Raw genomic sequence first — 13,905 nt, 5'->3', positions numbered from 1 at the left:
TTAAATGAAGAGTCGAATTTATTACCCCTCAGCTATTGCATGTTTGATTGTCGCCTTAAGCGGTTGCGGAACACTCAATACAGTTTTGTCCATTCCGGAAAAGGAAATACCTGCAAGTTTCGGGAACCAAAAAAACACCGCCGGCTCTATTGCAAATATCAACTGGCGTGAATACTTTGCCGATAAGCTTCTACTGAAGTTGATGGATGCCGCCATAGTCAACAACATCGATTTGCAAATGGCCTTGCAGCGCATTGAAGTTTCGCGCTCAAGCGTGAAACTGGCAAACGGCGCGCTGCTGCCGAAAGTGGATCTGAATATAGGGGCCGGGATTCGCAAGTTCGGGCTTTACACGATGGACGGGGCTGGGAACGCTTCTACTGAAATTACACCCGGTCAAATCGTGCCCGAAAATTTGCCCGATTACTATGTGGGGCTACAATCATCTTGGGAGGTTGATATTTGGGGCAAGTTGCGAAACCAACGCAAATCCGCGGTTTCGCACTATCTGTCCAGCATTGAAGGCACCAACTTTGTCATTTCAAATCTTGTTGCCGATGTGGCGATTTACTATTACGAACTGTTGGCATTGGATAATGAACTGGAAATTATTCGGCAGACCCTCCTGAAACAACAGGAGGCGTTGGATGTAATCGTATTGCAGAAAGAAGCCGGCAGGACAAATGAATTAGCTGTGCAACAATTCAAAGCACAACTGCTCAGCACCCAGATATTGGAAAAAAATACGCTACAACAAATCACCGAAACCGAAAATAAAATTAACTTCCTGCTGGGTCGCTATCCGCAACCCATTCAACGAATAAAAGAAGTTTTGTTCAAAGCAATGCCGCAACAAATTTCATCGGGTGTTCCTTCGCAATTGCTGGCAAACCGGCCCGACGTTCGTGACGCGGAATTTCAGATTGAGGCCAGCAAGTTTGATTTGAAAGCGGCAAAGGCAGCGTTTTATCCTAATTTTAACATTACGGCGAGTTTCGGTTTTCAGGCCTTCAATCCCGAGTTCTTATTTATGTCGCCCGCCTCAATCGCCTATTCCGTTATGGGGACTTTAGTCGCGCCGCTGATCAATAGGAACTCGTTGGAGGCGCGATTCAACACCGCAAAAGCGAACCAGTTGACCGCAATGTATAACTATCAAAAAACAATTTTGAACGCCTATGTTGAAGTGGCGAATGAACTCTCTAATATTCAGAATTTGCAACAAATCAATGTCTTAAAAAAGCAGCAAAGCGATGTGTTGAAACAGGCGGTTGAAGCGTCAAACGAATTATTCAAATACGCCAGGGCAAGTTACCTGGAGGTACTGATCGCACAACAGAGCGCTTTGCAATCGAATCTCGAATTGATCGATGTCATCAAGCGTCAACGGCTATCGACAATAAATATTTACAAGGCCTTAGGAGGAGGATGGCGATAGAAGGCGCAAGGTTTTTTGCGCCGATGCACGCTTTTCCGCTTCAGGCTAAATCTTCTTTTTTATAATCGGAGGGATACTATATTGATATGTTGCCGTGGATCGCGGATTCAAATGCGACCGGCCTAACAAGAAATTTACAGGGTGTTGAAAACACGGGCACAGTGCTATGCTATTAAAAAAGTAATTGGCGGCTTGTTGTTTAATTATTCACCCCAATGATAGATGAACCTGAACTTAAATTTAACCTTGTGAGTGTTATGAACAAAACTACCGGAATTATTGCCACGTTATTAATCGGTCTTTCCTTGACTTTAGGCGGGATGTCGGACGCCGCCGCCAAGCGTTTCGGCGGCGGCAGCTCTTTTGGCGGCAAGTCCTCCTATAGCGCACCGTACCAGCGTTCTGCAACGCCGCCATCGCGTCCCGCCAACCAGGACCAGCAACAAGCGGCCGCGCCAAACCAGGCGGGCAAACCGGGCTGGGCCAACCGTAGCGGTTTAATGGGCATGCTGGGCGGTTTGGCTTTAGGCGGATTATTGGGTTCGCTGTTTCACGGCGGCGGTTTTCAAGGCATTAACTTTATGGACATCCTGATTTTCGGCGGAATTGCCTTCTTATTGTATAAATTGTTCGCCGCCAAAAAGGCGGGGGCGGTCCAACCGCCTGTTTATAACCGGACGGCTGACAATGGTTATCAGGACACTGTTTCCAGCTATCACGAACCACAGTCGACCCAAGCCGGTCCGGCAGGTTTCGATACTGACATTCTGTTCAAAAAAGATAAAAACACCGGGGTTTACGCCCAGGCCGTTCAACAGGGTGCCGGATTCGTTAGCGCGGCTATTCCCAAAGACTTCGATCAGCAGGCCTTCCTTAGCGGCGCTAAAATAGCCTTTGCTAATCTGCAAAAAGCTTGGGATGAACGCGATCTTGCCGAAATCCGGGGCTTAACCACGGATAAGGTGTTTGCGGAAATTCAGGATCAACTTAAAGCATCGGATACTGAAAACCGTACCGAAATACTGAAACTGGAAGCGGAACTGCTGGAAGTCAGGGAAGTCGGGTCGGAACTCGAAGCGGTCGTGCTGTTCGATTCGATCATGCGCGAAGATACCGGCGCCCAGGCCGAGCAAGTCAGGGAAGTCTGGCATTTTATCAAACCGAAAGTCAGCATCCAGCCCAAATGGTATCTGGACGGCATTCAGCAATTGGCCGATTAAGTTTCCAGCGGAGACCGGTATAAAAACGGGTGTTTCCGGATTGTCGTACAGGGCGCCGGAATCGCCCGTTTTTGCTTGCGCTCAAGCCGCCTGTTTTTTCCTGTACCGGATCGATGACATTACCGACAGCGCGATCAATATGGCGCCGGTCAAGCCGGTTACAACTTCAGGAATATGATGGGTTATGCTGACCAGCATGATGCCGGCCAGCACCCCAATCGCATAATGAGCGCCGTGCTCCAGAAACACATATTCGTCCAGCGTGCCTTTCCTCACCAGGTAAACCGTCAGGCTTCGCACAAACATCGCGCCGATAGCCAGTCCCAGCATAATAATGACCACGTCCTGGGTAATCGCAAACGCGCCGATCACGCCGTCGAATGAAAACGACGCGTCCAGCACTTCAAGATAAATAAAACTCATCATGCCGCTTTTTTTAAGCGCCGCGACAACCTCTTCGCCCTCCTCCTCATGCTCGAACAAGGCTGAAAAACTGTCCACGATAACGAATAAGATAACGCCTGTGACGCCTGAAATCATGACATTCAAACGGATTTCCTCGGGCAGGTAGTTTTGGATAATTAACAGCGGACCTAAAGCCATGATTATTTCAATCGCTTCAAGCTTGCCGAACGAAGACATTTTTCGTTCCATGTAACCCAGCCAGTGCAGCTCCCGGTTTTCATCGAAGATGAACGAATAAAACACCATCAGCAGGAACATGCCGCCGAATGCCGCAATTTGCACATGGGATGCTTCCAAATGCTTGGCATAAATCGCGGGGGTTTTTAACGCCATCTCGGTTACGCCGATAAAATCGATACCGGTAGCGGCCGAAACAATCACGATAGGAAACAGCAAGCGCATGCCGAAAACGGCGATCAAAATTCCCCAGGTTAAAAAATATTTCTGCCAGCGTTCATTCATGCGCTTTAGGATCGATGCGTTAACAACCGCATTGTCGAATGATAAACTGACTTCGAGGACTCCAAGAATAACGGCGATAAAAGCGCCCATGATTCCGCCCCAATAAAATGCTGTTGCCAAACAAACTGCGGTGACGATAAAAGAAAGACGGAAATGCTGCATGTAATACTCTATTTGTTAAGGATTAGTGTGTTTTTGTTGCGCAACTATAAGTGGATTTGATTTAAAATCAACATTTATAAAAATCCGGGCAACGCTTATTTTACGGGTTTTACGGGCTGCTTCTTGTGTAAAAGAAAAAATCGTAAGTGCTGAATTACAAGCGTACTATACCAAAATGCAAGAATTACAAATTCCAAATCGCTGATGCTTATGCCATTGTTCCGGCTGGGGACTCTTTTGTGCCTGACACTCTGTTCATCCCTGTTATTGGTTGAGTCCGCGCAGTCTGCCGAAAAAGTCTCTCTGCAACTCAAGTGGTTACATTCTTTCCAGTTTGCCGGTTACTATGCGGCCAAGGAAAAAGGCTTTTACGCTGAAGAAAATTTGGATGTCGCTATCCGTGAGCGTATTCCCGGCATCAATAACATTGAAAAAGTCCTAAAAGACGAGTCCCAATACGGCGTGGCCGATACCGGCCTGCTGGAGCACCGGCTGGTCGGCAAGCCGGTGGTGGTTTTGGCTTCCATTTTTCAGCATAGCCCGCTGGTCTACCTTACCCTGAAAAACTCAGGCATCATCAGTCCCTACGAGCTTAAGGGCAAACGCGTCATGGAAGACAGTTACGACAATGCGCCGCTACGGGCCATGCTGTATGAAGCGGGCATTTCCGCCGATGAATTTACTCATTTGGATAATTCATTCAACCCCGACGACCTGATTAACGGCAAAACCGACGCCATGGTCAGTTATCTGACCGACCAGATCGATTATTTCAAAAATAAAGGCGTCGAAATCAACATCATTGACCCCCGCAATTACGGCGTGGATTTTTTGAGCGACAATCTGTTTACCACCGAACAGGAAATAAACCGGCATCCCGACAGAGTGCGGCGCTTCCTGCGAGCCTCGCTCAAAGGCTGGGATTATGCGCTGAAACATCAGGACGAATTGATTCGGATTATTCTCGACAAATACAACACCGGCAACCGGCTTACCGCCGCTCATTTGCGCTTTGAGGCGCAGGAAACGGTGAAGATGATCCGGCCGGAAATCGTTCCTATCGGCCACACCGACACCAAACGCTTTGAACGCATCGCCGACACTTACCGGCAATTGGGTCTGGTCGAATCGATAGATCATCTGGATGGCTTTATTTATCGGCAAGACCAGCAAAACAAGCTTAATTTTACTCCGGCGGAACGGGCCTGGCTGCAAGCGCATCCGGTGATTCGCGTAGGCGTAGACCGGGATTTTGCGCCGTATGAATGGATAGACGCTAAAGGTGCGCTTGTCGGTCTGAGCGCGGATTACATCGCCTTGGTCGAGCGGCGGTTGGGGGTGAAGTTTGACATAGTGAAGGATAAACCCTGGGCGGAAATTATCGAAATGGCGCAACGCGGCGAGCTGGATATGCTTTCCAACGCCAATAAAACGCCCGAACGCGAACGCTATTTGATTTTTACCGAAACCTATCTGAATACCCCGATCATTATTGTCAGCGATAATAACGACGGTTTTGTCGGATCGCTGGATCGTCTTGACGGTAAGCGGGTGACGCTGGAAAGAGGCTATTTCATTCAGGAGCTGTTGATGCATGATCATCCTGAAATAAAGCTGGTTCCAGCTGACAATGTACACGATGCGTTGAACATGGTCAGCAGCGGCAAGGCGGATGCTTATCTTGGCGACGCCGCTTCGGCAAACTATGCGGTGAAGCGGGAGGGCATGCTCAATCTCAGTTTTTCCGGGGATACCCACTACAAAAGCTTGCATCGCATGGCAGCGACCAAAGCGAATCCCGAACTGGCAAGCCTGCTCGACAAAGCGCTGGCCGATATTCCCCTGGCTGAAAAGGAAATTATCCAGAACCGTTGGATGAGTTTGAAATATGAGCCCGGCATAAAAACCGAAACGGTTCTGCTCTATGCATCGGCGGCGCTGTTAGTGCTTACTTTTATTGTTGGCTGGAACATGCGTTTACGGCGCGAAATCTGGCAACGGAAACAGGTTGAAGAAGGGCAGCGTATGGCCGCCAGCGTTTTCGCCGGCACTCAGGAAGGCATCCTGATTACCGATGCGCAATGCAACATAATCGATACGAACCCGGCGTTCACCAGCATAACGGGATATTCACGAGACGAGGTGTTGGGTAAAAAACCGAATCTGCTCAAGTCAGGACTTCACGATGCCGGCTTCTATCAGGAAATGTGGCAAATAATCGACCGGCAGGGCTACTGGCGCGGCGAGGTTTGGAACCGCAAAAAAGGCGGAGAGGTATTTGCCGAATGGCTCACCATTTCCGCGGTGACCGACAAACGGAATAAAATAACGCATTACATTGGCGCGTCTTCGGATATTACCCAGCTTAAAGAGCATGAACGCAAGTTGGAGCTGATTGCTCACTACGATCCCCTGACCGGCGTGCCGAACCGGATTCTGTTGGCGGACCGTATGCACCTGGCGTTTGCCCAAACCCGGCGCGATAACTGTTTAATGGCGGTCGGTTATCTTGACCTGGACGGATTTAAACCCGTTAACGACAGGCTGGGGCATGAAGCGGGCGACCAACTGCTGATCGAAATTGCCCAGCGTATTAAAAATGCTCTGCGCGAAGGCGATACCGTCGCCCGCTTAGGCGGCGATGAGTTTGTATTTTTATTGTTGGGATTGGAAAAAGTTGAAGACTGCGAAATCACCCTGCATCGTCTGCTGAAAGTGATCAGTGAGCCTGTTGTCTTGAGAAACCAGCCGGTCTCGGTTTCCGCCAGTATCGGCATCAGTATTTTCCCGGAGGACGACACCGACCCGGATACGCTGTTACGGCATGCCGATCAGGCCATGTACCAAGCCAAGCAACAGGGGAAAAACTGCTTTCATATTTATAACCTGGAGCTGGACCGCCAGCTTCATGCGCATCGCGAAGCGTTGAACCGGGTTGAACAGGCGCTTGAGAACGAGGAATTCGAGCTTTATTTCCAGCCCAAAGTCGATATGCAGCAAGGCGCCGTGTTCGGTGCGGAAGCATTGATACGCTGGCGACATCCTGAGCGCGGGCTGGTCATGCCGGATGATTTTTTGCCGCTGCTTGAAAATCATGAGCTGGCAATCCGGCTCGATGCCTGGGTTATCGATAAGGCCTTGCAGCACATGGAAAACTGGCAAAGCCGGGGCCTGGAACTTCAGATCAGCATCAACATCACGGCCAGATCGCTGCAAACAGACGATTTTGTGCTGCAACTTTATTACGCATTTGAACGCTATCCCGCGACCAAGCCGGCTTATTTCGAACTGGAGATACTGGAAACCCAGGCCTTATCCGATTTAACGCTGACTTCTCAGGTTATAAAAGACTGCCAGTCGTTGGGCGTACAGTTTGCGCTGGATGATTTCGGCACCGGTTATTCTTCGCTCAGTTATCTGAAACACCTGTCGGTGGAAACATTAAAAATCGACCAGACTTTTGTGCGTGATATGCTCGAAGACGATGATGATTTAGCTATCGTGCAAGGCGTTATCGGTTTGGCCGAATCGTTCCGGCGGCAGGTCATTGCCGAAGGCGTGGAATCGATCGCACACGGTATCGCCCTGTTGCAAATGGGTTGCCGCCACGGACAAGGTTACGGTATCGCCAAACCGATGCCCGCCTCCGAGCTTGCCGCGTGGATAAAAGAATGGAAAGCCCCGGCGGAATGGAAAATATCCGATCCATATCAGGAACATTAAAGAATGATTGCAACTATTCGGTAGATCTATTTTTAATAGAACACGGATGACACTGATTAGACGGATTATCATCGTTAACTATGGAGTGCATTGATGTTTTGCTAAACGTAATGCAAGCCGCCCTCAATACTTAACGATGACATAAGCTAATAAAATGCCTTAATATTCTTACGAAGAAGCTCTATATTATCAGCGTTTATCAGCCAAATCCGTGTCATCTGCGTTCTGTTTTTTAGCTGTCGCTCCTCTGGCTGTGCGGGGTTTGCAACCTCAACCGTAACGATTTACTACCATAAACATTAACCGACATGACCTATAACGAAGACTTTTTGATCCTGGCCAATCAGCTGATTGAAGCCGGGCGCTTTATCGACAGCAAAGGCTGGGTGCCCGCGACCAGCGGCAATTTTTCCGCACGGCTGCCTGATGGCAATATCGCCATTACCGTGTCCGGCAAACACAAAGGGCGGTTACAACTGGACGATATTATGCTGATCGATAGCGACGCCAACTCGCTGGACGGCAAAAAACCGTCGGCCGAAACGGTTCTGCATACCTCTCTGTACAAACGGTTTCCTGATGTTAAGTCGGTGCTGCACCCGCATTCGATCAATGCCACGCTGTGTTCGCGGATTTTTAAATCCGAAATCTCGCTGGAAGATTATGAGCTGCTAAAAGCCCTGGCCGGCATTGACACTCACGAAAGCCGGGTTGTAATCCCGATTTTCGCCAACGACCAGAACATCCCCCGTCTGGCCGGGCAAGTCGAGCAGTACATGGACGTACACGGCGCCATTTACGCCTACATCATCGCCGGGCACGGGCTTTATACCTGGGGCGGTTCGGTACAGGAAACGCTGCGCCATCTCGAGGCGCTGGAATTTTTATTCGATTGTGAATTAAGGCTGCATGGCTACAGGAGATAGAAGACTATGAGCGCATTAACCGTTTACCCCGATAACCAGCCGCAGCTGGGCGAAACAGCCACCGATTTTATTGCCATCCAAAACCGGCTGAATGCCATCGGCGTACAGTTCGAACGCTGGACGGCCAACTGCGATTTTGCCGCCGATGCCGACCAGGACACCGTGCTTGCCGCTTACAGCGATTCAATAGACCGCCTGAAACGGCAATACAATTTTCAGTCCGTTGACGTGATCAGTTTAGGCCCGGATCATCCCGAAAAAGCCGCGTTCCGGCAGAAGTTTTTGGCGGAACACACCCATGCCGATTTTGAAGTGCGTTTTTTTATCGAAGGCCGCGGCCTGTTTTTCCTGCATGTCGAAGACAAAGTCTATGCGATGCTGTGCGAGCAAGGCGATCTGATCAGCGTACCGGCCAATACCACACACTGGTTCGACATGGGCGAGAATCCCAAGTTTAAATGCATCCGCCTTTTCACCACGCCGGACGGCTGGGTCGCCGATTTTACCGGCAGCGACATCGCCAAATCCTTCCCTACCCTCGATCAGTACGTTGCTGGATTGTCATGATTAAAGCCATCGTCACCGATATTGAAGGCACGACCTCGTCGATTTTATTCGTTAAGGATGTGCTGTTTCCTTATGCGCGGGCTAATCTGGCCGACTATGTCCAGCGCCACGCGAACGACCCGCAAGTCAGAGCGCTGCTGGAAGATGTCTGCACCGAAGTCGGCGAACAGCTGTCTACCGGGCAAATTATCGATCAGCTGATACAGTGGATAGACGAAGATAAAAAAGTCACGCCGTTAAAGTCCCTGCAAGGCCTGATTTGGGAAGCCGGTTACCGGCAAGGCGACTTCAAGGGCCATGTTTATTCCGATGCCGCGGAAAAACTCAAGGCATGGAAAAGTCAGGGGCTGGATTTATACGTCTATTCTTCCGGTTCGGTGCATGCGCAAAAACTGCTGTTCGGACATACCGAATACGGCGATTTAACGCCGTTGTTTTCCGGCTACTTCGATACCCATATCGGCGGCAAAAAAGACCGGGCATCGTATGACAACATAGCCGTGCAACTGGGTATCCCGGCTAATCAGGTATTGTTTTTATCGGATATTAAAGAAGAGCTGGATGCGGCCAAAGCCGCCGGTTTCCAAACCATCTGGCTGACCAGGGACAGCGCGCCAGACCCGCAGGCCGAACACCGGCAGGTGAACAGTTTTGAGCAAATCAGCTGGGCTAAAGCCTAAAACCAGGCCGGCAGCGTAAGTTGAATCAGTGGTTGAAAACAGTCAAGCTTGCGCTGTACTATGCAGCTGCCGATTAATTACCCGAAGCCATCATGAAGCCAGACAGCGCCGCTATTAGAAAACGATACGACCGCATCGCCCCGTATTTCGAGGGCATGGAGGCGGTCATGGAAGGATTGTTTTTTAAGAACTGGCGGAAAAAACTATGGGCCAAGGTCGAGGGGCATCATATCCTTGAAGTCGGCGTCGGAACGGGCAAGAATTTCGATTATTATCCCAAGGACGCCAGAATAACCGCGATCGATTTTAGCGAACAAATGCTGAAGCAGGCGGCGCAAAAACGGGACAGGAAAAATATCGCCGTCGAGCTGCAATTGATGGATATTCAGTCGCTGTACTTTGCCGATAACAGTTTCGATACGGTCATTTGTTCGTTTGTGTTTTGTTCGGTGCCGTCGGCGGTAAAGGGATTGAAGGAACTGTACCGGGTGTGCAAACCCGGCGGGCAAGTCTTGTTGCTGGAGCATGTGCTGAGCTCAAACCCGGTGCTTGCCGCGGCGATGAACCTGCTTAATCCTGTCGTTGTCAGGCTGGTCGGGGCCAACATTAACCGAAACACCGTTAAAAACGTCAAGGCCTGCGCGTTTACATCGGTGCGCGTCGATGAACGCAGCAGCGATATTATCAAGCTGATTGAAGCCAGAAAATAGCGGATATTCGGCAACGACTCAACAGGTGTCAAAAGTAGGCGCCTCCTGGCGGCCGGATTATCACTGATAAATATTGATATAAATCCGTTTAATCAGTGTTCTATTCGCAACTCCCAAGAACCGGCATGAAACTTTTTAACTGGATAGCCGCCGAATTGGGTAAAATACAGTGAATTTTTGGATTAATTATTTACGTGAAGCCACAATTAGAAAATCTGGTACAGACGCCGATCCCGACCAAACACGGCGAGTTTATCCTGCATTATTACAGCAACACCATTGATGACAAAGAGCATGTCGCCCTGGTTAAGGGCGATGTTGCGGGCAAGGAAAATGTACCGGTGCGCATCCATTCCGAATGTTTTACCGGCGACGTCTTAGGTTCAAGACGTTGCGATTGCGGCGAACAGCTGGATATGGCGATGCAAATGATCGATAAAGCCGGTTTCGGCGTATTGATTTATCTGCGCCAGGAAGGGCGCGGCATCGGCTTGCTGAAAAAACTACAGGCTTATAACTTGCAGGATCAGGGCATGGATACCGTTGACGCCAACATTCATCTAGGCCACCTTGCCGACGAAAGGGAATACAGCATTGCCGCGTTAATGCTGGAAAACCTGAATGTAAAGTCCATCGAACTGATTACCAACAATCCCAAGAAAATAGAAGAGCTGAAAAAGCTCGGCATTAACGTCGCGGGCCGCATTCCGGTCGAAGCGGTGGTTCACGATGACAATGTCGGTTATTTAAAGACCAAAGCGAAAAAAATGGCGCACATGCTGTTTGAGTCTAAAAAAAGCTAACTTAGACCTTCCAGGTTTTTAAAACCTGGAAGGTCTGGATACTCTAAGGCCTTGATTACCTTAAGGCTGTTTCAACCAATTTTACCCAATAAGCCGTACCGACCGGCAATATCTCGTCGTTAAAATCATAATGCGGATTATGCAGCAAACAGCTGTTTTCGGAAGAGCCGTTGCCTATCCAGGCATAGCAGCCGGGTTTTTCCTGCAACATAAAGGCAAAATCTTCCGAACCCATGCTGGCTACCGGCTGCCGATCCACGCAGTCCTCCCCGGCCACGGCAACAGCCGCTTGTAGCGCCAGATTTGTTTCCGCTTCCGCATTAAAGGTCACCGGATAACCCGGATTTTCAGGGTTGAATCTGATTTGGGCGCTGACCCCGAAACCCTCGCAAATTGCATTCACCAGCCTTGTGATTTTATCGGCGATGGTTTTTTGAACCGCGCCGCTAAAGCAACGTACAGTGCCTCTTAGTACAACCGATTCCGGCAGCGCATTCCAGGTGTTGCCTGCATGAATCTGGGTAATGCTGACCACAGCCGGATCGGCGGGATTAACCGTTCTACTGACAATAGTCTGTAACGCGGTAATCAGCTGGGCCGACGCGACTATCGCATCATTGCCCAAATGCGGCATTGCGGCATGGGTCGCCTGCCCGGCGATAATGATTTCAAAGCAGTCGAACGACGCCATCATAGCGCCGGGTTTAACCGCGAAATGTCCGGGCGGAATATCGGGGAAATTATGCAGCCCGAAAACGCAGTCGGCCGGAAATTGTTCGAACAAGCCGTCATCGATCATCTGCCTGGCTCCGGCGCGGCCTTCCTCGGCCGGCTGGAAAATAAAATACACCGTGCCGTTAAAGTTTCGATGTTCGGCCAAATAACAGGCCGCGCCCAGCAGCATCGCCGAATGGCCGTCATGGCCGCAGGCATGCATTTTGCCGTCGTGGCGGGATTTGTGGGCAAAGGTGTTCCGCTCCTGAATAAACAAGGCGTCCATATCGGCGCGCAAAGCGATTTTCCTGTCGCCGTTCCCTGCAGAAAGCGTTGCGACAACGCCGGTTGTGCCTAATCCCTGATGAACTTCCAGGCCGAAACTCGACAGCTTGTCGGCGATAAATTGAGCGGTTTGGGTTTCCTCAAAAGCGGTTTCAGGAAACCGGTGCAGATGTTGCCGCCACTCGCGCATTCGTGCGTGTAGTTGCTGTATATCGTTTGCGATGGACATGGGAACTCGAGTGAATTTAATAGTGGCTAATATGCTACAACTAAGGTTTGATAAAAGTAAGAATTTTTATTATGCCTCGGTTTCGGTATTCCGCGACGGGTAAACACGGGCTGGAGCGTTGCATTCACATGGCAAGAGAGCTCGGGTTTGCTCCGGCTCCCGCTGAGAATCAGGCTAAATCAACATCGTTCGGCGCGGCAACCGGAGAAAATACCGTCCGTGCGTAACATCAGTTAAAATCGAATTGTGTTTTAGCGCCTGTAAAATGCAAACTTAATTGCCAAATTCAAAGGAACGATATGCTTTTTAATTTCTCCCCGTCTTTAGTATTGACCAAAGCCCCTGCAAGGTGGCTGACGATACTGGCTTTATGCGGCCTGCAAGGTTGCTTTTCACCGATGGCGCTGGATCGGGCGGTCATCGAATACGACAAGACAACAACCGACATTCTGTCCAAACAGCTGCTGTTGAATATTGCCCGCTCCCATCAGCATCAGCCCTTGCATTTCACCGGCGTTTCCAATATTGCCGCGACGTTTAATTTCCAATTTAATGCCGGGGCGACGCCGGCGTTTACCGGTGAGACCGGCTCGTTATTGACGCCGGTGTTTGGCGGCACGATGTCCGAGAACCCGACTATCAGCATCGTGCCGATCGAGGGCGAGGAGTTTACCCGCCGGTTGCTGACGCCGTTTCAGGAAAACAAGCTGACCATGCTGTTGCGCCAAGGCGTTGATGTGGACTTGATTCTGCGTCTGCTGGCAGGCGAACTGCGGGTTAACGGCGGCAGCCAGAGCGGCGTTTACCTGAACAAACCCGGCGATGCCGAAGGCTACCGGTTGTTCCGGCAAGCCGTGCTGCATTTGTCGTCGATCCAGGACAGACACAAACTGTTTGTCGAACCGTTGATGTTTGATCAGCATTGGACCTTGCCGGCCGAATCGTTGACGGCGGAACAAATGGCCGCGTTGCAAAAAGACTTCAAGGTCGAATATCAGGCCGAGCGTAAGCAAATTGTGCTGAGTAAGCGGGTGACAGGGCATATCCTGTTGACCAATTACGATCCGGCGACGTTGAGCAACGAGGAGCGCATCCGTTTGCATGAAGAAGCCGACCAAGGGGCGGTTAATGATGTCAGCGTCGATATCCGCCCCGGATATCCGGGCGGCGAATGGCCGATACACGGAGTCTTTCGCTTGCGCAGTTTTCATAATGTGCTGAATTTTATCGGCCAGTCCATCAGCGACGACCCCGAATATGCCGTAGCCAAACATCCGCAAACACCCGGTGTCAGCGAGAATCCGGTTAATACCCTGTCCTTGCTGGTCGGCGATAACGAGCCGGCGGCGGCCGATCTGAGCGTCAAGTTCGGCGAACATTATTATGCGTTGCTGCCGGAAACCGGCTATCAATGGAATCGCGAGGGATTCCGCTTGCTGTACCAGATTTTTCAAATGACGATGACCGACTTGGGAAAACAGGGCGCGCCGTCCATTACCATTGCCAAATAACGGGAGAAAC

At 50.3% G+C, this 13,905-nt stretch carries 11 protein-coding genes; 9 read left to right on the top strand and 2 right to left on the bottom strand.

The genetic code is table 11. From position 1 onward, the window contains the following. Positions 1-4 precede the first annotated feature (4 nt). On the top strand, positions 5-1,438 hold the full coding sequence (locus V3O24_RS14755; RefSeq protein ID WP_331307801.1) for a TolC family protein: 1,434 nt from the start codon (positions 5-7) through the stop codon (positions 1,436-1,438). 257 nt (positions 1,439-1,695) lie between these two features. Further along, entirely contained in the window at positions 1,696-2,658 is a 963-nt protein-coding gene (locus tag V3O24_RS14750; protein WP_331307800.1) for a TIM44-like domain-containing protein, read from the top strand. Positions 2,659-2,739: 81 nt separating this feature from the next. On the opposite strand, the gene V3O24_RS14745 is transcribed toward V3O24_RS14750, so the two are convergent. After that, a complete protein-coding gene (locus V3O24_RS14745) occupies positions 2,740-3,747 on the bottom strand; it encodes a DUF475 domain-containing protein (RefSeq protein ID WP_331307799.1) in 1,008 nt (335 codons plus the stop codon). A gap of 210 nt (positions 3,748-3,957) precedes the next feature. On the opposite strand from V3O24_RS14745, the gene V3O24_RS14740 reads away from it, so the two are divergent. From V3O24_RS14740 to ribA, 6 genes are all read left to right on the top strand, one after another. Then, the gene (locus tag V3O24_RS14740) at positions 3,958-7,470 is read left to right on the top strand and encodes an EAL domain-containing protein (protein ID WP_331307798.1); all 3,513 of its coding nucleotides are present in this window, start codon (positions 3,958-3,960) and stop codon (positions 7,468-7,470) included. Positions 7,471-7,778: 308 nt separating this feature from the next. Beyond that, positions 7,779-8,396 carry a methylthioribulose 1-phosphate dehydratase gene (locus V3O24_RS14735; protein WP_331307797.1) on the top strand — a complete coding sequence of 206 codons (618 nt, stop codon included), beginning with the start codon at positions 7,779-7,781 and terminating at the stop codon, positions 8,394-8,396. Between the two features lie 6 nt (positions 8,397-8,402). Further along, complete coding sequence (locus V3O24_RS14730; protein WP_331307796.1) at positions 8,403-8,963, top strand: cupin; 561 nt, start codon at positions 8,403-8,405, stop codon at positions 8,961-8,963. Next, positions 8,960-9,643: an acireductone synthase gene (mtnC, locus tag V3O24_RS14725; protein WP_331307795.1), complete on the top strand. Its 684-nt coding sequence runs from the start codon at positions 8,960-8,962 to the stop codon at positions 9,641-9,643. The genes V3O24_RS14730 and mtnC overlap by 4 nt, the downstream gene beginning before the upstream one ends. Before the next feature lie 92 nt (positions 9,644-9,735). Further along, positions 9,736-10,353: a class I SAM-dependent methyltransferase gene (locus V3O24_RS14720; protein WP_331307794.1), complete on the top strand. Its 618-nt coding sequence runs from the start codon at positions 9,736-9,738 to the stop codon at positions 10,351-10,353. Positions 10,354-10,547: 194 nt separating this feature from the next. Further along, the gene (gene ribA, locus V3O24_RS14715; RefSeq protein ID WP_331307793.1) at positions 10,548-11,156 is read left to right on the top strand and encodes a GTP cyclohydrolase II; all 609 of its coding nucleotides are present in this window, start codon (positions 10,548-10,550) and stop codon (positions 11,154-11,156) included. Between the two features lie 55 nt (positions 11,157-11,211). On the opposite strand, the gene V3O24_RS14710 is transcribed toward ribA, so the two are convergent. Next, complete coding sequence (locus V3O24_RS14710; RefSeq protein ID WP_331307792.1) at positions 11,212-12,384, bottom strand: M20 aminoacylase family protein; 1,173 nt, start codon at positions 12,382-12,384, stop codon at positions 11,212-11,214. Between the two features lie 299 nt (positions 12,385-12,683). On the opposite strand from V3O24_RS14710, the gene V3O24_RS14705 reads away from it, so the two are divergent. After that, complete coding sequence (locus V3O24_RS14705; RefSeq protein WP_104422239.1) at positions 12,684-13,895, top strand: hypothetical protein; 1,212 nt, start codon at positions 12,684-12,686, stop codon at positions 13,893-13,895. Positions 13,896-13,905: the final 10 nt, after the last annotated feature.

This window comes from Methylobacter sp. Wu8, assembly GCF_036440755.1.
Taxonomy (GTDB): domain Bacteria; phylum Pseudomonadota; class Gammaproteobacteria; order Methylococcales; family Methylomonadaceae; genus Methylobacter_A; species Methylobacter_A tundripaludum_A.
This window is presented reverse-complemented; position numbering and strand designations above follow the sequence as displayed.